The organism is Alistipes sp. cv1 (genome assembly GCF_900240235.1).
GTDB lineage: Bacteria > Bacteroidota > Bacteroidia > Bacteroidales > Rikenellaceae > Alistipes_A > Alistipes_A hominis.
On sequence record NZ_OEPW01000005.1, the window covers coordinates 107522 to 128372 of the forward strand.

General features: G+C 53.1%; 15 protein-coding genes, 2 tRNA genes and 1 pseudogene. 10 read left to right on the forward strand and 8 right to left on the reverse strand.

Annotated elements, in window-relative coordinates:
- Positions 1-67: 67 nt before the first annotated feature.
- The 4 genes from C1A08_RS09090 to C1A08_RS09105 form a co-directional block, all read right to left on the reverse strand.
- The gene (locus C1A08_RS09090; RefSeq protein ID WP_101572858.1) at positions 68-2320 is read right to left on the reverse strand and encodes a pyruvate formate lyase family protein; all 2253 of its coding nucleotides are present in this window, start codon (positions 2318-2320) and stop codon (positions 68-70) included.
- Between the two features lie 303 nt (positions 2321-2623).
- Positions 2624-3052 (reverse strand): Hsp20/alpha crystallin family protein, encoded by a 429-nt coding sequence (locus tag C1A08_RS09095; protein WP_055203750.1) that lies wholly within the window; start codon positions 3050-3052, stop codon positions 2624-2626.
- Positions 3053-3352: 300 nt separating this feature from the next.
- Complete coding sequence (mutS, locus tag C1A08_RS09100; RefSeq protein ID WP_172970802.1) at positions 3353-5944, reverse strand: DNA mismatch repair protein MutS; 2592 nt, start codon at positions 5942-5944, stop codon at positions 3353-3355.
- 91 nt (positions 5945-6035) lie between these two features.
- Positions 6036-7457, reverse strand: coding sequence for an ATP-dependent DNA helicase (locus tag C1A08_RS09105; RefSeq protein ID WP_101572860.1), 1422 nt, complete (start codon positions 7455-7457; stop codon positions 6036-6038).
- Positions 7458-7633: 176 nt separating this feature from the next.
- On the opposite strand from C1A08_RS09105, the gene C1A08_RS09110 reads away from it, so the two are divergent.
- The 3 genes from C1A08_RS09110 (at position 7634) to C1A08_RS09120 (ending at position 9098) form a co-directional block, all read left to right on the forward strand.
- Complete coding sequence (locus C1A08_RS09110) at positions 7634-8398, forward strand: DUF3822 family protein (RefSeq protein WP_101572862.1); 765 nt, start codon at positions 7634-7636, stop codon at positions 8396-8398.
- The gene (locus tag C1A08_RS09115) at positions 8385-8921 is read left to right on the forward strand and encodes an RsmD family RNA methyltransferase (RefSeq protein WP_101572864.1); all 537 of its coding nucleotides are present in this window, start codon (positions 8385-8387) and stop codon (positions 8919-8921) included. The genes C1A08_RS09110 and C1A08_RS09115 overlap by 14 nt, the downstream gene beginning before the upstream one ends.
- A gap of 103 nt (positions 8922-9024) precedes the next feature.
- Positions 9025-9098: transfer RNA gene (locus tag C1A08_RS09120), tRNA-Asp, on the forward strand.
- Between the two features lie 168 nt (positions 9099-9266).
- Here the strand turns inward: C1A08_RS09120 and C1A08_RS13250 are convergent.
- The gene (locus tag C1A08_RS13250) at positions 9267-9437 is read right to left on the reverse strand and encodes a hypothetical protein (protein WP_180951558.1); all 171 of its coding nucleotides are present in this window, start codon (positions 9435-9437) and stop codon (positions 9267-9269) included.
- A gap of 158 nt (positions 9438-9595) precedes the next feature.
- Between C1A08_RS13250 and C1A08_RS13125 the strand changes: the two genes are divergently transcribed.
- The 3 genes from C1A08_RS13125 to C1A08_RS09130 all read left to right on the forward strand — a co-directional run bounded on the left by C1A08_RS13125 (position 9596) and on the right by C1A08_RS09130 (position 10608).
- Positions 9596-10273 (forward strand): hypothetical protein, encoded by a 678-nt coding sequence (locus C1A08_RS13125; RefSeq protein ID WP_180951559.1) that lies wholly within the window; start codon positions 9596-9598, stop codon positions 10271-10273.
- Between the two features lie 5 nt (positions 10274-10278).
- Positions 10279-10533 (forward strand): hypothetical protein, encoded by a 255-nt coding sequence (locus C1A08_RS09125; protein ID WP_101572866.1) that lies wholly within the window; start codon positions 10279-10281, stop codon positions 10531-10533.
- A gap of 7 nt (positions 10534-10540) precedes the next feature.
- Positions 10541-10608 (forward strand) — tRNA-Asp (locus tag C1A08_RS09130).
- Positions 10609-10837: 229 nt separating this feature from the next.
- Here C1A08_RS09130 and C1A08_RS09135 read toward each other — a convergent pair.
- Positions 10838-11353 (reverse strand): bacterioferritin, encoded by a 516-nt coding sequence (locus C1A08_RS09135; RefSeq protein ID WP_101573154.1) that lies wholly within the window; start codon positions 11351-11353, stop codon positions 10838-10840.
- Between the two features lie 301 nt (positions 11354-11654).
- On the opposite strand from C1A08_RS09135, the gene C1A08_RS09140 reads away from it, so the two are divergent.
- From C1A08_RS09140 to C1A08_RS09155, 4 genes are all read left to right on the forward strand, one after another.
- Positions 11655-13487, forward strand: coding sequence for a hypothetical protein (locus C1A08_RS09140; protein WP_101572869.1), 1833 nt, complete (start codon positions 11655-11657; stop codon positions 13485-13487).
- 69 nt (positions 13488-13556) lie between these two features.
- Positions 13557-15359 (forward strand): LysM peptidoglycan-binding domain-containing protein, encoded by a 1803-nt coding sequence (locus C1A08_RS09145; RefSeq protein WP_101572871.1) that lies wholly within the window; start codon positions 13557-13559, stop codon positions 15357-15359.
- A 128-nt stretch (positions 15360-15487) separates the two neighbouring features.
- Positions 15488-17002, forward strand: a complete 1515-nt coding sequence (locus C1A08_RS09150; RefSeq protein ID WP_145996555.1) for a TlpA family protein disulfide reductase — start codon at positions 15488-15490, stop codon at positions 17000-17002.
- Between the two features lie 20 nt (positions 17003-17022).
- Positions 17023-18090 (forward strand): metallophosphoesterase, encoded by a 1068-nt coding sequence (locus tag C1A08_RS09155; protein WP_101572875.1) that lies wholly within the window; start codon positions 17023-17025, stop codon positions 18088-18090.
- Positions 18091-19534: 1444 nt separating this feature from the next.
- Here C1A08_RS09155 and C1A08_RS09165 read toward each other — a convergent pair.
- On the reverse strand, positions 19535-20635 hold the full coding sequence (locus C1A08_RS09165; protein WP_153498242.1) for a PKD-like domain-containing protein: 1101 nt from the start codon (positions 20633-20635) through the stop codon (positions 19535-19537).
- A pseudogene (locus tag C1A08_RS13495) lies at positions 20615-20710 on the reverse strand (PKD-like domain-containing protein); the annotation flags it as partial. The gene C1A08_RS09165 and the pseudogene C1A08_RS13495, both read right to left, overlap by 21 nt.
- Positions 20711-20851: the final 141 nt, after the last annotated feature.

The window sequence follows — 20851 nt, forward strand, 5'->3', positions numbered from 1 at the left end:
CCCGACACTTAAAACAATACGGATCAACAACATACCGTTTTTAATCGCCGCTCACAAACATCGCCCGTTACACGATCTGCTGCGTCCGCTGGATGACCATGTCCTGCCACTCTTTGCAGAGCGTCGTGAAACGGGCCGACCATCCGGCTACGCGCACCGGTAGGTTCGGGTACTTCTCCGGGTGCATCTGCGCGTCGATCAGCGTCGCCGAATCGACTACGTCGATGTGCATGTAGAAACCGCCCTTCTCGCGGAACGTCTTGGCCAGCGCGACCAGCGCGGCGATCCCGTTCTCGTCCTTGACCGAATCGGGCAGGACTTTCAGTTCGACCGTAGCGCCGTTCGGACAGCGGGTGAAATCGAGTTTGCAGTACGAATTCAGCACGGCCGTCGGCCCCTTGCGGTCGCTGCCGGGCGTCGGCGAACAGTTCGTCGCCAGGATATCCCCGACGCGACTGCCTTCGGGTGTCGCCCGCCGCGCCATCCGCCAGTCGATCTCGCGACCGAACGTACTGATTCCGCACGGACGTTTCAGTCCGTTGCGCTCCTTGACCCGGCCGACGATCGAGGTATAGTCGTCGAACACCCGTTTCATCATATCGTCGGCCTCGGCGTGGTCGTTGCCGTAAAACGTAAAACGGTTCTGCACCAGTCGCCGCAGGCCCTCGTTGCCCTCCCAGTTGTGACGAAGGATATTGACGAAATGGTTCAGCCCGATGTAATTTTCTTCGAAAACCAGCTTTTTCAGCACCAGCAGGCTGTTGGCCGTATCGCTGACTCCGCCGTAGTGGATACCGTTGACCGTATATTTCGGGCCGCGCTCGTAATAACCGCGTCCCTTCTCGATGCATCCTTCGACGAACATCGACACCAGCGGATTGGGGTTGTTCGGATCGTTCCAACTGCCGTCCAGCGCTTTTTGCAGATTGTCGATCTCCCGGCCGAGTTCCGCCGTAAAACGGCCGTAGACCGTTTCGAAATCGTCCGCTTCGAGCGGAACGTCCTTATCGAGGTTCAGTGCGCGGAACAACGGCTGCATCATGTCGCAAGGCGAATAGATGAACGCGGTCTTGCCCGGAATGATCGCTTCCCAGCAACCGTCGTTGGTAAACTCGCGGGCTTCTTCGAGCGGATAGCCGAACTGCACCAACCCGTCGATCACGGTATTCTCGTTGTACATCGAAACGATCCCGCCACCGAAACGTTGCACCTCGGCAATCCGACGGAACAGTTTCTCGGGCGTATGGTCGCCGATACGCACGGCGATCGGATAATCGCTGATATGCAACTCTTCGACGACATCCAGGACGAGGTAGGTAATCGGATTGGTCACTTCGTTCCCGTCCTTGTCGATCCCGCCGAGGATAATGTTCTGATAGAACTGGGCATCCCCCGAACCGTTGAATTCGCCGATCCACTCGGTTCCTTTGATCCAAAAATGGGCGATCAGTTCGCGGGCTTCGTCCAGCGTGATCTTCCCTTTCTGCAGGTCGGCCTCCAGATAAGGCCACAACATCTGGTCGAAACGCCCGATCCCCGACCAGTTGCCCATCAACCGGTGAAAAGCGTACAGCGACCATAGCGACTGCACCGCTTCGCGGAAGTTACGCGGCGGATTCTCGGGGACGTTTTCGAGCGTATCGATGATATTCTGGTAAAACCGGCGTTCGCTGTCCGGCGCATTCCCTTTCATCTCCTTGAGCAGAGCGATGTTGCGCTGCTGCCACAGCGCAGCGGCATCGAGAGTCATCAGCATGGATTCGAGCAGGTCGGTTCCGTGCGAATCCAGCCCGCCCCGGCTCAGCCGTTCGTCGATCTCGGCCCGTAGCCCCTTATACCCCTGGTGCAACACTTTGGCGAATCCGACGGTAGTATGGCTGACCGAGCCCATGTTCAGCGCCGGAATGCGGTGTTGCGCCGCTTCGCGCAGCGTGGCCGACCCGACGATCAGTTCGCCTGGCAGAATACGCAACGGAGCATTCCGCGCCACGCTCAGAGCCGCATAGCCGTATTTGCGGTTATTCGACAATTTTTCATCGCGCCCTTCGGGAAATTCCCAGTCGACGGTAGGCATGTTGCGGCCGTGCTGACCGGACAGCCCCATTTGCGCCAAGTGGTGCGTGATATCGCTGAGACGTTTCGGCGATTCGGGATGCCACGCCTGCCCCCAGTTATAGAGATGTTCGCCCGGTTCGGACAAGGCTTTCGCCGGCGCGCTTCCGGCAAACACTTTTTCATTGAGTCCCACAAACAGGGCGCACAATCCGAGCGACGAGCGTTTCAGAAATTCGCTTCGCGAAATGCGTTCTTGATTGTTCATCGTATTTCAGGTTTATAGGTTTTAGCGTCAATTCTTACGCGGCAATTCCCGCCCCCATTCAAACGCACACCGCCTTTTGGCGAAGTTAATAATTAAAATACGGAAATGCAATACATTATTCCGTCTCCGTCCGATCTTTTTCCGGGGCGGACCGCCCGTCTCCCACAGCTTCTTCCTGCACAGATCGCGCGGCCGGCCGCACTCCCGTCCCTGCCCCGCGACTTCTCCGGCCGAAAACGGAAAGCGGAGAAAACTTCCGCATGGAAATTTTCTCCGCTTTCGGTACAGGGAAACCGCCGGCCGTTATTTGACGGCGATCTCCTTCACCTTCTTCGCTTCGACGGCTTCCTGTTTTTTCGGAATGTCGATGGTCAGCACGCCGTTCTGCACTTTCGCGTCGATCTTATCTTTTTCGACGTTCTCCGGCAGGATCATCACCTGCTGGAAACGACTGTACGAAAATTCGCGACGCAGGTACCTGCCCTTCTTGTCCTCGTCCTTGTGTTCTTCTTTTTTCTCCATCGAAACGACCAACTGGTTATCGGCGTCGATTTTCACCGAAAAATCATCCTTGGTCATTCCCGGCGCAGCCAGTTCGACTTTATAATCCGTGTCCGATTCGATGATGTTGATGGCCGGCGAAGCGCTGTTGGCTTTTTCGATCCATTCGTTCCCGAAGAAATCGTTGAAAATTCCCGGTAACCAATTCTGAGATTTTTTTACAGGCATCATAGTTTTGTCCTCCCAAATATTTTAAATTATTAAACATTCTTTTAAACCTTACCCGGGCTCTCTCTTCCCGGTTCCGGAAAGAAAATACTCAAAATATATGCCACGCATACCAAACAAAAAGCCACAGGACGCTGCCCGAACGGCTATGTCCTGTGACTCTGTAAATTAAAAAAAACGAATGCCCGGCGCCGGAATCCAAACAAGTTGTCAACTTGTCACGCATCTATGAAAAAATGTCCGGAACAATGTCATTTTTTCACTGACAATCAACTAATTGCCAACAACATCATGTCATACAAATCAAATCCCCGTAATTTTTTTAATCTCACTCAGTTTATTGAGCGCTTCGAGCGGCGTCAGCGAATTGATATCCAGCCCCCGGATCTCGTCCCGGATTTGCTTGAGCACCGGATCGTCCAACTGGAACATACTGAGCTGTATGCCGTTGCTTCCATACTGGGCGACCGTGGGAGCTTTCTTCTTATTGTCCTTGAGCTTGCCCCGGTGGGCCGACTCCATATCGTTCAGTATCCGGGCTGCCCGCTCGGTCACCTGCCCCGGCATCCCGGCCATTTTCGCCACATGGATACCGAACGAGTGCTCCGTACCGCCGCGCACCAGTTTCCGCAGGAAGATCACCTTGCGGTTCACCTCTTTGACCGACACGTTGTAGTTTTTCACCCGTTCGTACAACTCTTCCATCTCGTTCAGTTCGTGATAGTGCGTCGCGAACAGCGTCTTCGCCCGCGCCGTCGGATGCTGGTGAATGTACTCGACCATCGCCCAGGCGATCGAGATCCCGTCGTAGGTACTCGTCCCGCGTCCGATCTCGTCGAGCAGCACCAGGCTGCGCTCCGAAATATTATTCAGGATGCTGGCCGACTCGAGCATCTCGACCATGAACGTCGATTCGCCCTGCGAAATGTTGTCCGAAGCGCCCACCCGCGTGAAGATCTTGTCCACGATCCCGATACGGGCCTCTTTCGCCGGCACGTAGCATCCCATCTGCGCCATCAGTACGATCAGCGCCGTCTGCCGCAGCAGCGCCGACTTACCGGACATGTTGGGGCCGGTAATGATGATGATCTGCTGCGACGAGTCGTCGAGCAGCACGTCGTTCGGAACGTACTCCTCGCCCACTTTCATCAGCGTCTCGATCACCGGGTGACGCCCTTCGCGGATGTCGAGAACCGACGAATCGTTGACATCGGGCCGGCAATAGTTCCGTTCGACGGCCAGCGACGCGAACGACAGCAGACAGTCGATCCGCGCGATCGCCGAAGCGTTTACCTGGATCTGCGCGGTATACTGCGCCAGTTCGGCCAGCAGCGCCGCAAACAACTCCTGCTCAAGCACCAGGATACGGCTCTCGGCTCCGAGAATCTTCTCCTCGTACTCCTTGAGTTCCGACGTGATATAGCGTTCGGCTCCGGTCAGCGTCTGCTTGCGTATCCACGATTGCGGCACCTTGTCCTTGTGGGTATTGCGCACTTCGATGTAGTAACCGAACACGTTGTTGAAGCTGATCTTCAGCGACGGGATGCCGGTCGCTTCGCTCTCGCGCTGCTGGATACCGGCGAGAATCTCTTTACCGTGCGCCGCGACGTTACGCAGGTCGTCCAGCTCGATGTTGACGCCCGAAGCGATGACGCCCCCCTTCTGGATCTGGTTCGACGGATCGGGATAGACCTCCCGCTCGATCCGGTCGCGCACCTGCAGGCACAGGTCGAGCTTGTCGGCCAGCTCCCGCAACGGCTCCGCCCCGGAGCGTTCCAGCGTATTTTTGATCTTTTCGACGGCAAAAAGGGCATTTTTGAGCTGCACCACCTCGCGCGGAGTCACCCTCCCTACGGCGATCCGCGAGATGATCCGTTCCAGATCTCCGACCACGCCGACGGCTCCGGCAAGCGTTTCGCGCAGCGCGGCGTCGCCGATAAACAACGACACGATGTCCAGCCGGCGGTTGATCTGCCGCAGATCCTTCAGCGGCAGCGATATCCAGCGACGCAACATCCGCGCGCCCATCGGCGACGAAGTCCGGTCGAGCACATCGAACAGCGAACGGCCCTCCTCGCCGCCGTTGGCCGAAAACAGTTCGAGATTCCGAATCGAAAACTTGTCGATCCACACGAAGCGGTCCTCGTCGATCCGCGCGATGGACGATATGTGTTTGGTATCGCGGTGCTCGGTAAATTCGAGGTAATAAAGAATGGCTCCTGCCGCCACGATGGCTTCCGGCATCCGGTCGATGCCGAATCCCTTCAGCGAAGCGGTGCCGAACTGGGTTTGCAACTTCTCCCTGCCGGCATCTTCGGCGAACATCCACGGGTCAAGCCGGTAGGTATAGTACCGCGATCCGAAAGCTTCCGTAAATTCGGCTTCGCACCCTTTCTGGTAAATGATCTCTTTCGGCGACAGGTTGGCCAACAGTTTGTCGACATACTTGTCGTCGCCTTCGGCCGCATAAAATTCGCCGGTCGAAATATCCAGAAACGCCACGCCGGTGCGCTTCTTACCGAAAAAAACCGATGCGAGAAAAGTATTTTCCTTGCAGTTCAACACGTTGTCGCTATACGACACGCCCGGCGTAACCAATTCGATCACGCCGCGCTTGACGATCTTTTTCGTGGTTTTCGGGTCCTCGAGCTGCTCGCAAATCGCTACCCGTTCGCCGGCGCGCACCAATTTCGGCAGGTAGGTGTCGATGGCATGGTACGGAAACCCGGCCAGTTCGACGAACGAAGCCGAGCCGTTGGCCCGGCGCGTCAACGTAATGCCCAGTATCCGGCTGGCCCGGATCGCATCCTCGCCGAAAGTTTCATAAAAATCGCCCACCCGGAACAGCAGGATGGCGTCGCCGTGCACCGCTTTCACGCCGTAGTACTGTTTCATCAGCGGCGTCTCGACGTATTTGGTCTCTTTGGTTTTCTCTTTTGCCAAGGTTCTTCTATATTTTATTGGATCGATCGGACGGTAAAATTAGCTATTTTCCGTCAAAAAATCGCTCGTCGAAATTGATAAAGTACAATTTTTCGGTCGCCCGTGTGATCGCCGTATAGAGCCACCGCAGCAGGTCGCGGCTGATCTGTTCGTCGCCGAACAGCATTTTATCGACGAAAACGCAGCGCCACTGCCCGCCCTGCGCCTTGTGACACGTCACCGCATAGGCGAACTTCACTTGCATCGCATTGAAGTAAGGATTCTCGCGCACCTGTTTATAGCGCTTCGCCTTCGACGGAACGTCGGCGTAATCTTCCGCTACCGCGAAAAACAACCGGCTGCCCTGCTCGCGCGTCAGCGACGGAGAATCGCTGCCGAGCGTGTCGAGCAAAATCTTACACTCCAGTTCCAGGTCGTCGTAATCCGGGAACGACAACCGGGCCTGCGCGAAACGGAACCCGTAAAAATCTTCGAACTTGCGGATGCGTCTCAGCAGCGCGGTATCCCCGTTGGCGATAAAATCGACGCTGCACTCCTCCTCGCGTCCGGTATAGTGGTAATTGTTTTTGACCACCATCAGCATATCGCCCGAACCGATCTCTTCCTCGGCGAACAATACGTGCCGGCGGATCGCCTCGTTAAAACGGTTGGCCCGTTTATTCGACCGCGTGATGACGATCGTCTCTTCCATGCCGTACCTGTCGTAAGCGCCCTGGATCGCCTCAAGGATATCCCCGCCGTCGACGGCCTCCACATCGTCGAACGAAGTGTCGAAAAGCGGAATATCGATAATCCCGGCTTCCAGCATACACCTCACGAGCGTTGCATTGAACAGAATGCCGGAATCGGCCTCCTGCCGCACCACGTCGTCCAGCAGAGCGGCTTCGGCCGTCCCGTACACGCTCATTTTCTGCGGATCGAGCGCCGGACTGCCGTCGTGACCCACCGGGGGCAACTGCGCGCTGTCGCCGACGACGATCAGCCGGCAGTCGCAGCCCTTGCGGATGTAGGCGATCAGGTCTTCGAGCAACTGCCCGGAGCCGAATATCGAACCGTCGGACGAATAATTGGACAGCATCGACGCCTCGTCGACGATAAATACGGCCCCCTTCTCTTTATTATAGTCGAGCGAAAAGGAAGCGTCCTCGGAAGCCAGCGATTTCTGCCGGTAAATCTTCTTATGGATGGTGTAGGCTTTCGCTCCGGCGTAACGACTCATCACCTTGGCAGCCCGCCCCGTAGGCGCCAGCAGGATCGTCCTGACCCGAAGTCCGGACAAGGTTTTCACCAACGCGGCGATCAGCGAAGTCTTTCCCGTTCCGGCGTATCCGTTCAGGATAAAAATCCGATCCTGCGCATCGCCGCAGAGGAACCCGCCGAGGCGCTCGATCGCATTTTTCTGCGCGGGAGTTGGCTCGAATGCGAAATTCTCGTAAATTTGGGAGGCGATATGTTCTGCTAACATGGGCGTTATTGAGTTGCGGACGACACAACGGCCGGAGTATCCGGACTTTCGGATAACGGCCGGCCGACCGTTACAAATTTACGTCAATATTTCCGGGGTTGAAAACGATTTTCCCGGATTTATTCCGGCGGCACAGTCGAAAACCGGTATTTTAAAACGATGAAATTACACGAACGATGGAAACGACCGACGCGCCCGACAGGCTGCTGATCCAGTTTTCGGACGGAAGGTTCGCCTTCTGCCCGGTGTCCGGCGGAAAGATCGGAACGCTGGCGTCCTGCCCGCTGCCGCACGGCGAAGAACAGGCCGACGCGCTGCGGTCGCTGCTGCGACAGAAAGCGCTGCAATGCCCGGAAGGCGGAGCGACCGTATTGTACGACACCGACCGGGTTTGCCTGATCCCGGCCGAATATTACCGGGAGGAAGACGCCGAGCGGTACATGACCCTGTCCGGCATTCCAGGCGAAGCGGAACGCCGCACGGTCGCCACCGCGCCGCGCGACGGAAAGATCGCGCTGATAAGCATCGCACGCACAGTATACGACTGCCTGCATTCGGCTTACGGAGATCGGCTCGCTTATACGCATCCGCTGCTCGAAAGCGCTGTCCGGCACGCCCGGAAACCGCTGCTTGCGGCGGCGCTGACCCGCAGCTTCGTTCACCTGTCGGCCTACGACGGGGGGCTGTTATTCGCCGAAACCCTGCCGCGCCACAGCGACGCCGACCTGCTTTATTACCTCGGCGCCCTGACAAAAATATATGCCGGAACGAATTTCCGGATCGAAATTTCCGGGACGGACGCCCCTCAACTGCGCCGCGCCGCGGCCCGTTATTTCCGCCGTACGCGGCTTTTCCGCCCGTCCGTAAACCGATCTGTCGCAGGCAGCGAAAACGTATGCGACTTCACCCATCTGATCCGTCTGAACCATGAGAATCATTAGCGGCATCCACCGGGGCCGGGTTATCCAGCCTCCCAAGAACCTGCGCGCGCGGCCGACCACCGATTTCGCCAAGGAGAACCTTTTCAACGTACTGAACAGCCGCCTGGAGATCGAAGGACTCGACGTACTGGATCTTTTTTCGGGAACCGGTTCGATCAGCTACGAATTCGCCTCGCGCGGAGCGGCTTCCGTCGTCTCGGTCGAAATCAACGCCGTGCACCACCAATATATCCGCAACACGGCCAAAAGTTTCGGTTTTACGAATATCCATCCGGTAAAAGCCAATGCGTTTCTTTACCTGAAAAGCTGCGCCAAACAGTTCGACATCATCTTCGCCGATCCGCCTTACGACATCGAAGGGAGCGAGACGATCCCCGCCGCCGTCTTCGACCGGAACCTGCTCAGGGAGGGGGGATGGCTGATCCTGGAGCACTCTAAGAACCTGGATGTAAGCCGTTATCCGGGCTTCGCGGAGAGCCGCAGTTACGGAAGCGTACATTTTTCGATTTTCAAACGCGACTGACGGCTGGCTGAAAAATTCCTGATTTTTTTCGAAAAATTTTGGAGAATCGAAAAATTACATTACATTTGCAACGCAATCAGGGAACAAGATTGCACATCAGTACGGTGTGGTAGTTCAGCTGGTTAGAATGCCTGCCTGTCACGCAGGAGGTCGCGAGTTCGAGTCTCGTCCATACCGCAGGAAGCGCTCCAATAGGAGCGCTTTTTTGTTATAGAAAAATCTTTCTTTACAGTCTTCGTTTTTTCCCTTTGAATATATTTTCAATGTTCCATTTTGAACTTTTGATTTGGAAATCAGTTTATTTACAGATATATTTGATTTTGGTATTTTACTACAATATTATACTTAGTCGATTGACCGATTGCCGATTTTTCGATGCGTTCTTTCATTTTCATTTTTATCGCCGCGATTGATCCCGGAAAGTATTTTGACCGGTTTATCCGTAATTTCGGCAAGCAGTACTAAATAAAAGTATTTGGTATCAACGCCAGGATCACTTAATGAACTTTCAAGCACAGGATTGTCTTTAATTGAATCTTAATGGGATGAACATTTGTTTTTATAAATAATAATTACTACCATTACAACACATTACCAATCATAATATTATTAACAGTATTATTAAATTCAATCATTATGAGAAAACTATTTCTATTTCGTTAATTTGTACAGTTGTGACCGTACTTTGTGTATTATTATACAGTTGTACTAAGGATGAAGAATTGATGCCAAATAATTCATCCAAATACTTGAACATTGAGATTCCTGAAAATCATAATTTTTCAGATAATCAAAAAGAGTTATTATGTGTGGCTTTTGAAAGAGTCGGACAATTTGTTCAGATAGATAAAACTGGCGCATTGATGCTAATAGGGTCTGCACAAGATGCAAATATGTCAGAAGAGCTTTATTCTTATATTAAGGAGAGAATAGAAATCGCTAATAAACAGCGTCAACTTAATATTCAGTTAGTCGAGGCGGGAGTAATAACCAACGATCTATATGGAATTAATTACATTCCAAGAACTAAAAGCGCATCATCCGAAACATCTACAAATTCAGGCGTTGGTTGGAGTTCGAGCACAACAATCCTGAGCCACGATGATGCAATTAAGCTGATGAATGGAATGCAAACTACCCACACATGGGCAGGTTTAGCTACGATATTGACAAGTTTTGCCGCTCCAGTTCAAAGTGCCATTGCAGGGGCTTATTGTGGTTTACAGTCTTTGCATTGGGGAAATATTGAAAATAATTATCTTTCAGGTAGTCAGCAAGGTATAAGAATAACATATATGACATATTCTACTTCCTATGGGCCTGTTACCGACACAATTGTAGAAAATCTGTAAACATTATGACCGAAGGGAAAAAAAACGTTTGGGTAACTGTATTTACGGTGGTTTCGGCAGCTGCTTTTGTTGGTTGTTATTTTATTAATCCTTTAAAAAAGGAATATAATATTAACGTTGCATGGATGATAATTACATTTGCAATCCTGACAATACTTATGGAAATATTTTTGTCTGCCAGGAAAAATAAAAACTTGAATTATACTTTGAGAAGTTCTTTGCTATTGATTATGATTTTGCTGTATTTTATAGCGTTATAGATATAAAGTGGTAGTTCAGTCGATTAGAATACCTGCCTGTCACGCAGGAGGTCGCGAGTTCGAGTCTCGTCCATACCGCAAAAAGCGTCCTTACGGGGCGCTTTTTGTTTTTATTTCTGTCGTAAATATTCTGACATAGAGTTTTAAAGACAAGTTACGACTCCCTAAATTCCCGGCTCCGCAAAAAGGAAGAATCCCTGTAAAATCACTTTAATTTGTTTCTGATTTCTACTTAGAAGCCTAAAACCGCGAAGAGGAATCCAGCAGTGGATTCCTCTTCGCAACAGATATCAACGACGCATCGCTATTCGCCGGCAGCGGGAGCCGCCATTTGCGTAGCGACGCTTTTGCTACGCTCGATGGATTGCAGCGCCAGGTAATTGTCCCCGTATTTTTCGAGGTTATCGATCTCCGTTTCGTACTGGTCGAGGTGCACCTCTTCCTCGCCGACCAGGGCTTCGAACATTTTCTTGGTCACCGAATCGGCGTTCGCCCCGCACTCGTTGGCCCAGTTGTTATAATCGTCCACGCTGCCGGTTTCCATTTCAGCCGCTTTTTTCAGCATCTCCTTCACGCAGTGGATTTTTTCGACCGAACCGGACGGGGTCATCTCCACCTCTCCTTTGAGGAACAGAATCCGTTCGGCCAGGCGTTCCACATGCAGCATTTCGTGGATCGCAGTGCGTTTGAACAGATTGGAAAGCAGGTCGTACCCGTAATCGTCGCAACGGAAGTGAAAATACATATACTGGTTTACAGCCAACAGTTCGTCGGACACGGCTTTGTTCAGCAATTCGATGCTTTTTTCTTTTTTACTCATAATCAATAATTTTTACATTGAAACATAATTCTAAAAGTACGGGTTTCCCATCAGAATAACAAATTTTTCAGCACTTTTAACGTCCGGAACGATCCGTTTCCGTCAAAAACCTCCGAAATACGCATTTTACGCCTTCCGCATCCGGAAATATTCCGAAAAATACAGATGCAAAAAACCTGAGACGGACTCTTCGGAAAAAATCCGGGTACAAAAAAAACGGAATGGGCGGACGGTTTATCCGATAATTTTTTTTACCTTTATCCTTATCTATCGAACATTCGAACCCTTAATGAACCGAACTATGAATACCCGTACTTTCCGTTTCGCGCACGGCGCCGACCGCACTGCGCGATTAATTTTGTCGCTCTGCACCGTCCTGTGGCTGTCGTCCTGCTCGCAGCGCGAAGGACTGCAAATCACGGCCAATGTTCAACAAATCGACATGGGACGCACCGTGCAGATCGAAGCGAGCTACACGCCTTCGCAGGGCGATTCCGTCCGGGAAGTGATTCTGATGCCATACGTCAACGGACGCAGGTGGGGATCGCACGAATTTCCGGACAGCAACGGCAGGGCGCTGTTGCTGCTGCCGTTGCCAAACGTCGGCACGGCCGAAATCGAGGTGGTGGCCGTACCGCGCGACACGTCGCTGTGGTGCGGGCTGAAAGATTACAGGCCCTACCTGACCGGCAGGCCGATGCCGAACGCCGGACTGCATTCCAATAAAATCGACGTCGACGTCCGCCGCCGCGACATTCCGCAGCGACCGGAACATCCGACCGCATTCGTATCGCAATGGGAGCCGTGGTTCGCTCCGGGCAGCATGTGGACGACGGCTCAGGCCGTTCCGCTGGTCGGCTTTTACGACTTTACCGATCCCGACGTGATCCGTCAGCACCTGCTGTGGCTGATGGATTCGGGCGCCGACGCCGTGTTGTTCGACTGGTCGAACCATATCTGGGATTGCAAGCACTGGGACGAACGCGGCGACGGAGTGAACGCCATCGTGCACAACACCGAACTGGCGCTCGAAGTGATGGCCGACATGCGCGACGAGGGTCTTCCCGTTCCGCAGGCGATCATCATGCCGGGCCTGAGCAACGGCCCCCCGGCGACGATGGAAGCGCTGAACGAAGAGCTGAACTGGATCTACCAATACATGGTGCGCAATCCCCGTTTCAAAGGATTGTGGTACGAATACGACGAAAAACCGTTGACCGTCATTCTGGATACGGGAGCCATGGGCGTCAAGGAGGGCAAGACCGAAACGGCCTTCCGCGTTCCGTTTTTCAAGCAGACGCTCGGATGGACGGCCGAACAGATCGACGACCTGCGCCGACGAAATCCTCCGGTAGACAGCTCGCGCTTTACGATCCGCTGGATGTCGTCGCAAAACCAACTGACCGGACACGATAAGTTGGGGTATTGGAGCTGGATGGACGGTTCGCTGAAACCGACCGTGACCTATAAAGGGGACGTGGCCGAATGCACGACGGTCAATCCGGCCTGTTTCGCCGAAAACGGCTGGAAGGCGCCCGAAGCATGGGGCCGCCGGGACGGATGGACATACCTCGAATCGTTCAAAACCGCCCTCGAACACCGTCCGCGCATGGTAATGTTGCACCAATTCAACGAATTTACCGGTCAGGGATCGCACGGGTACGGGCCGGACAAGGATATTTTCGTGGACAGTTACAGCGTCGAATACAGCGACGATTACGAACCGGTATCGCTGACGGCCCCCGGATTCCGCGGCGACAACGGCGGATGGGGTTTCTATTACCTGAACCTGACCCGGGCGCTGGTCGATATCTACAACGGGCAGGCGGACGATGTTACCGTCATGGCCGTAGCGCCCGTTCACTGTAAGGACGGGAAAATATCGGTACACTGGACGACCGTCGGCGTGCAGCCCGAAAGTTTCACCGTAGCCATCGACGGGCAGACGGTCGAGACGGCGGCGGGCGGAACGGGCGTTTCGCTCTCCAGCGAAGAACTGACCCCGGGCGACCACCTGCTGACCGTTACGGCCAACGGAGTCGGCACCCGCTACGCGCTGTCCCCTTACGATCTGGATACGCCGTCCGCGGAACCGATGCCCGTAGAAGTAAGCAAAAAATTCAGGGTCGAATAGACACGAACGGCGCGCGGCTTTCGTCGTATCGGCTTTTTTTGTATTTTTGCGGGTAACTTTGAACCTGGGATGAAAAAGATATTGCTGTTTATCGTTTGCTGGATAGTGGCCGCGGCTACCGTTCAGGCACAAAATCAAACGCAGAAATCGACGAGCATCGTCACGATCGGCGGAGAGAGCTACTACGTACACACCGTAAAACCGGGAGACACGTTCTACTCGCTCTGTAAAGTGTACGACACCGACGAAGACTCCATCCGGGCGAGCAACCCGCACGTCGCCGACGGTCTGCAGGCCGGCCAGGTAATCAAGATCCCGGTCGTCAAAGCGTCCGAGAAACCGCTTTCCGACCGTAAAAGGAAACGTCTGTTCGATATCCATACCGTCAACCAGGGCGAAACCGCCTACTCGATCGCCAAACGCTACGGCGTAGGACTCGACGTACTGATGGAAGACAACGAAGGTTTCGACCCGGCGCACCTGTCGATCGGCCAGCAAATCAACATCCGCAAGGCGAGCCAGGGCAAAAGCGACACCGAAGAGATCGAGGAGCAGATCGAATCCTACAAAGACGCGCTGAACAGCGTATCCGACCGTTTCACCCACCACGTCGTGGAAAAAGGCGAAACGCTCTATTCGCTCGGCAAACGCTTCGGTCTGCCGGTCGATTCGATCGCGGCCTACAACGAACCGATCCTGAAAGACGGACTGAAAGAGGGAAGCATCCTGCGTGTCCCGATCCCGCAGCAAGGAACCGACCGACCGGTACGGGATTCCCTGCCGCAGCATCCGGGAACGGAACCGGCAACGGAAAGCGCATCGATCAGGCCGGTCGACGTAACCGGCGTCATTAAAGTGGCCATGTTGCTCCCGCTGAAAGGAGCCGGCGTGTCGGGACGCCAGTTCCTGGAATTTTACCAGGGAGCGCTGCTGGCCCTCGAAGAACTGAAAACCTCGGGCATTTCGGTCAAAGTCGACCTGTTCAATACCGGCAAATCGGCCGCCGAAACAGCCGAAATCCTGCAACAGCCCGAACTGCAAAACGCCAACCTGATCATCGGCCCGGTCTACGACGAATGTTTTCCGCCGGTCGCGGCATTCGCCGCACAGCACGGCATTCCGGTCGTATCGCCGCTGGCCGTCGTGGAAAGCGTCGACAGTCCGCTGCTGTTCCAGGCCGCGCCGGGGCCCTCGGTCAAGAACGACAAGCTGCGTAACGAATTCGCGGGAGACAAAAACGTCATCGTGATTTCTGCGACCGGTAACGATTCGGAATTCGCGGCCGAGATACAGCCGTTGATCCCGCAGGGAGCGCACCGCTTCAACTATGTCAAAGGCATGGGCGGAACGGCCCTCGAAGGGTTGCTCAGCGGAGAAAAAGAAAACGTGATCGTCGTGCTGGCTTCGGATGAAACGAATATCGACGGAATTCTGGCTTACGTCAGTTCGGTGCAAAACAGCCTGACTTCGCGAAGCATTAAGAATCCGGCGATCCGGGTTATCGGGAGTTCGCGCTGGGCCCGGCTGCAGAATATCGAAAGAAACCTGTTCTTCAAGCTGAACCTGCGCTATGTCACCTCTTATCATGCAGACCGGGGCAACGAACGGGTACTCAATTTCGACCGCCGTTACGTATCGGCTTTCAATTCGCTTCCGAGCCTGTACGCATACCGGGGGTACGACATCGCGAAACTTTTCATCGGCGGCATCAAAATGCACGGGGCCGACTTCGCGTCGTTCCTGAACCGTGCCGAACTGCCGCTGCTGCAAACGCCCTATCGCTTCGTTCAGAAAAGCCCCGGACACAAATACGAGAACGACGAGTGGGCGCTCGTTTGCTACAATAACAATTACACGATCGAAGTCAAATAGTTTGTCGGCGAACTAAAGCGAGCCCCGGACAGTACCGACAAATCGCCCATCCGCCGAGGGCCCTCGGCGGATGGGCGATTTGTCGGATTATTGTGCTATCTTTGGCGATCAATCAAACCAATCGTATCATGCGCATCACACTCCTGCTGCTCTCCGCCTTGCTGATCTGCTCCTGTTCCCGGCAAGCGGATCCCTGGCAAACCGGCCGCGTCGTAATCGCCGGCAAAATTCGTCATTTCGACGAACATCCCGACCGTAAGGACATCGGATTCGGATTCAACGGCCTGCTGAAACAGAGCGGCCAGAATACGCTGAAAGTATCGGCGGACGCAGAAGGCGCCTTTCGCATGGAAACCCTGCTGGGCTACCCGCAGGAAGTGCTGATGAACTACCGGCAGACCCACCGCCTGTGCCTCGCTCCGGGCGACAGCCTCTACATCGAACTCGACGCCCGCGTCTGGAACGATACGATCCGCGACGGAACAGTTCCGGAGTCTGTCATCACGTTCGCCGGAAACGAACGCGCGGCGGCGCTGAACCGGGATATGGCCGATCTACAGCAATATTACCAACCGCTGCGGCTGAAATACACGGGTGAAAACAGCATGGAACAGGCCATCCGCAAATATTCGCCGGAAGAGTTCGAAACCTTCGCCGATAGCAAAGAGCGGGAATACCGCGACGTATGGAACCGGTTCCGCAAAGAGCACCGTCCCGTCAAAGAGCTGAACGCATGGGTGGAAGACATGCTGCGATACGGAACGTGGCAGGCAAAATTGACTTACGCCAACATTTGTCAGGTGATCAAACAGCAAAATCCGGAAGCCCAGGCGCCGGAACTGCCGAAGAATTTCATTCGCTTTGTAAAAAGCTACGATCCCGACGATAACCGGATCGTCACGATGGAGCACGCCGCCTTCCTGGATATGTACAATCAATACCTGCTTGAGTCGATCTACCGCGAAATGGACGACAATCCGGCAATCAAATCCGACGACGACGCGCTGCAATTCCTGCAAAAGCGTCTGGGAGAGAAAACGTCTGGATTCACCGAAGAGTTGATCCGCTGCCGGTTTTACCTCGAGATGCTGCCCAACGCACCGACCGATATCCTGAACAGATACATCGCGCCGGAACAATTCGCCAACGCCTACATGCGCGAAAAAATGCAGGCCGCCAACGACGAACTGAACGCTGTGTTGAACGGAGAACCCGCCGAAGGAACGCAACTGATCGAACCCGACTCGACGATCCGCGGGAACCTGTTCGAATCGATCGTCGCCGACCACGCGGGCAAGGTCGTTTACGTCGATTTCTGGGCACCGTGGTGCGGACCGTGCATGGCCGAAATGCCGTTCTCGCTGGAACTACAGCAACACTACCAGAATAAGAACGTCGTTTTCGTATTCCTCTGCGGACAATGCCCGAACGATCAGTGGCGCAGGACGGTTCTCGCCGAAAAGCTGACCGGAATCCACTACAAGCCGACTTCGGAGCAGATCAACGAACTTTATACGCAATTCGGAATCGAAGGAATTCCGCACTATATGCTAGTCGACAGGAATGGGAAAATCGTTTCCCACAACGCACCGCGTCCCAGCGAGAAGGACCGGATCGTCGAAGAAATCGATAAACTGTTGTAAAACCAGCCCCCATCGCAGCGATGAGAAAACTGATTATCCTGCTGATCCTGGCCTGTCTGAACGGGCCGTTCGCCGCCGCGCAGAATCCCGAACCGGTAGCGCTGAGCGACAGCAGTTCATGGTGCATGGTATTGATACCCGATCCGCAAACCTACACCAAATTCGATTACAACCACCCGACGTTCGAACTGATGATGCACTGGATCAAGCAGAACAAGCGACGTCTGAACATCCGGCTGGTGCTCTGCACCGGCGACCTGGTCGAACAGAACCAACGTACCGTACCGGACGGAGTAAACGGCAACCTGCCCTCGGACAAACAGTGGCAGTTCGTCTCGGATGCGTTCGGCATCCTCGACGACGTGGTACCGTACATCTTGTGCACCGGTAACCACGATCACGGTTTCGACCGGGCCGAGAACCGTTACAGCCAACTGAACTCGTTCTTCCCCGCCAACCGGAAGAGCCTGTACACCGGCCTGTTGAAAGGTATGTTCAAAAACGAAGCGGGCATCCCGACGCTCGAAAACGCCTGGTACGAATTCCAGGCGCCCGGCGGCGACCGGTTTCTGATCGTCTCGCTGGAATTCAATCCGCGGGCAGCCGTCGTAGCGGAAGCCAAAGCGCTGGCAAACAAGCCCGAATACAGCGAACACAAAGTCATATACCTGACACATAGTTACATGGACTCAAAAGGCAGGCGGATCGAAAAAGAAGGTTACAAAATAACGGACGTAACCTGCGGGAAAGCCCTGTGGGAAAAACTGATCGAACCGTCGGCCAATTCGTCGATGGTACTTTGCGGCCACGTGGTAGACGAAATGTCGCACCGGGGCCACGTAGGTTTCCGTACGGATAAGAACCGGGCCGGGCGCACGGTCAACCAGATGATGTTCAACGCGCAGGCCGAAGGGGGCGGCTGGCACGGCAACGGGGGCGACGGCTGGCTACGGATACTCGAATTCCATCCGGACGGCAAAACGGTGACCGTTCACACGTTCTCGCCGCTGTTCGCCGTCTCGCCGTCGACGGTCGGCCTGTCGCTGCGCACGGAACCTTACGACCATTTTTCGTTCTCGCTCGAATAAGCCCGGCCGCAGCTTCCGGCAAAACGGCCTTACCCGGAATGTAAAAGCCCGTCTCGTCATCGAACGCCTTTAGATTAATGTAACAGTCTAATAAATAGGGACGTTACATTTTTTGTAATAGGACGAGGTAACGAAACGGCAACGATTCTATTTCTGCCTTTTGCTCATCCGTCCAGTCATCTCCTCTCAGAGCGAAATAAACATTGGCAAGACAACAAACCGCAAAGATAACAACGACCTGCCAACCCGCGTCAATGATAAGGCATTAACCGGAATCGACCTTTCTCCAGAGTAAGGCTCATCTTTGTCATCCTCGCTCAGGAAATCCTTATCGCCTGCCCCTGTATGAACTCGCAAAAATGTCAAGCCCATATCAGGTCGAAGCGCCCTGTCTTTCCCTGAAAAAATTGGCTCATAAACTGTAAAGATTATAAATTTGAATAGCTAAGACATCAGAGTATGGAATAAATCCGAGCTTGCATTGGTCTTCGAGACCGGGAGCAATGTTCCGCCCCCATACTCTTTACATCAGAATCCGGATGGTTCGTTGGGCTTTAACGAAGCTGAGCAGAAAAAAGAAAACTGGAGCCATTGGAACAAAGCATGTTCGACGGGAAATATGAAACCTACGAGATAAAAAACAGGTAGATGCCTTTTGAAAGAAGATATATGACTAATCCGATACAAACACTCCCTTGTAATACAATGAAAAGCAACCAATAACAAAAAACGCCAGCGGCCCACCTGAAAGGACAACAATAAATTAGTCACAACTAAAAACGCTGTTTGAAAATGGGTATTTTAAAATCAGCGTAGACGGCAAACATACTCGCCGGAAAGCATCTCTCCCCGTTCGAATGGTCGGAAAACGGCGGCTACGTTATCGCCAAATCCTGCGAATACATCCGGGTCAAACACTATCTGGAAGACATCTGTCGCAAGTGAAAGAACACTATATAGTCATAAATGCAAAAAGCTTATAAAACCCGTAGATTTTATAAGCTTTAATAAGATGGGAACAACCGTATGATTATTGATTTTTTATCATATTATGATCTTGGACGGCACCGACTTCGGTCGAAATTTCGCCCTAGCCTCCGGCCGTAGCGTTGACGCCAGTCTGTATCTTGACAAAATCGATAAAATCAAGACGAATCGGTTTTCCGTCGCAGGTAACGGCATCGCTTATTCTCAGGCGACTAGCAACCCAGCCTGCATTTGGATTCCCATCGTTGACAAACATATCGATCAGGCTGTAATTATCAACATACCCCCAGCCTAAATCCCTGCTCTCCCAGTATCCTGAAGTAGATGACTGCTCTGTAGCCGATGGCAGGCGAAAGCCGACCAACGTATAACTTTCGGTATCGATCCAACGCGGATATAACGTAGGCGGATAATGACTGTGAATGTAGTCTACTTTACCGGTATTGCCTAAATTATCTTACCATATAATCGGCTCGTAGATTCTTCCTTTACAGTAGGTTACAGCGTAATCCCGGACATATCCTTCCGCCTCGTAAAGACTTCCCTTAAGTTCGCACCAAGTGTCGTTTGGCTCTCCATCGCCATTTTCATCCTGCATCACCCATACGATACCGGGCTCAGACCAACCCGGAAACTGATTCCCTTTAATCGCCAGGTCGTATGCGCCGCTATTTTCGACGCTATGATCGAATCCGACCATCAGATATCCGCCCCAAGCACCGAGTGACGCTCCGAATTCGGTTGAACCGGGATGGTCGTAGATGAAAGCATTGACCGCCGCTTGGTTCGCAAAAGGGATTACGGTTTCACTATTACCGCGATTGACGTGTTGGGCTGGCGCCAGAAGGAAAAAATAACCATGATCCGCCGTAGCCTTACTGGTAGCGGTAATCGGCCTGGGCTGAACCGGAGGATAAACATTAACCGTAAACGTCTTTTTTCGCTCGATATACTGGTTTTTCATCGTAACAGTTACCGGATGTGTCCCCTGTGTTTCTGGTTTGTAGGCAAACAGGCACTCATGCCCGGTTTGCACAATCTCATCACTGCCGTCTACCTGCCATGAATAGGTGGCATCGAAAGCATTCTTAATCCAATAAGAGCGTATAAAAGCCGTACGTCCAATCGTTAAGTTGAATGTTTCTGTTTCCCACATCCATTCGAACGGCATCTCTTCCGAAGTGCAGACCTTGACATTGAATTTTAACACCCCTTCACCGTCAGCATTTTTAGCAATAAGCACCACTTCATACATACCGATTTTCGACGAGTTGAATATGAAATCTTTTTGATCACTTTTTTTCTCTCCGTACACCGTCCACGTATATTCGGTGTTTTCGGAATTGATTACCTCGGGTTTGAGTTCCAGATCGACGCCTACAGGAACAATATACCCTTCTTCCGGAACCGCCAGTAAAATTTTTGGGGAAAGCAAAGACACTATATCCACCTGTATCTCCAATTCGTCCGAGCCGTAATCTGTCGTAATCGAAAAGTCAATATAGAATGTGAAAGAATCATTCCCGGCTTCGTAAGTATATGTTTTATCGCGGCCCACTGTCTTCCCATCAATTCGCCAGAAGTACACGGCATCGTTACCGGCATACTCGACGATCGGTTCAATTGTAATCGATTGGCCGGTTTTTCAAAAAAAGCACATGTCCACTAATTTGGGTTACAGTACGAACCAAAAAACTCAGAAATGTGGGCTAATTTAGGAATGTAGAACTCCAGGTAAATCAGTAATTATCTTAAAATGAACGGAAGGGACAGA

Excerpts from the sequence above, each read along its gene's own strand:
- C1A08_RS09150 (WP_145996555.1), top strand. The coding sequence starts at position 15,488 with ATGCGCATCACACTCCTGCTGCTCTCCGCCTTGCTGATCTGCTCCTGT.
- C1A08_RS09105 (WP_101572860.1), bottom strand. The coding sequence starts at position 7,457 with ATGTTAGCAGAACATATCGCCTCCCAAATTTACGAGAATTTCGCATTC.
- C1A08_RS09095 (WP_055203750.1), bottom strand. The coding sequence starts at position 3,052 with ATGATGCCTGTAAAAAAATCTCAGAATTGGTTACCGGGAATTTTCAAC.
- mutS (WP_172970802.1), bottom strand. The coding sequence starts at position 5,944 with ATGAAACAGTACTACGGCGTGAAAGCGGTGCACGGCGACGCCATCCTG.
- C1A08_RS09115 (WP_101572864.1), top strand. The coding sequence starts at position 8,385 with ATGAGAATCATTAGCGGCATCCACCGGGGCCGGGTTATCCAGCCTCCC.
- C1A08_RS09110 (WP_101572862.1), top strand. The coding sequence starts at position 7,634 with ATGGAAACGACCGACGCGCCCGACAGGCTGCTGATCCAGTTTTCGGAC.
- C1A08_RS09140 (WP_101572869.1), top strand. The coding sequence starts at position 11,655 with ATGAATACCCGTACTTTCCGTTTCGCGCACGGCGCCGACCGCACTGCG.
- C1A08_RS09090 (WP_101572858.1), bottom strand. The coding sequence starts at position 2,320 with ATGAACAATCAAGAACGCATTTCGCGAAGCGAATTTCTGAAACGCTCG.
- C1A08_RS09155 (WP_101572875.1), top strand. The coding sequence starts at position 17,023 with ATGAGAAAACTGATTATCCTGCTGATCCTGGCCTGTCTGAACGGGCCG.
- C1A08_RS09125 (WP_101572866.1), top strand. The coding sequence starts at position 10,279 with ATGACCGAAGGGAAAAAAAACGTTTGGGTAACTGTATTTACGGTGGTT.
- C1A08_RS09135 (WP_101573154.1), bottom strand. The coding sequence starts at position 11,353 with ATGAGTAAAAAAGAAAAAAGCATCGAATTGCTGAACAAAGCCGTGTCC.
- C1A08_RS09145 (WP_101572871.1), top strand. The coding sequence starts at position 13,557 with ATGAAAAAGATATTGCTGTTTATCGTTTGCTGGATAGTGGCCGCGGCT.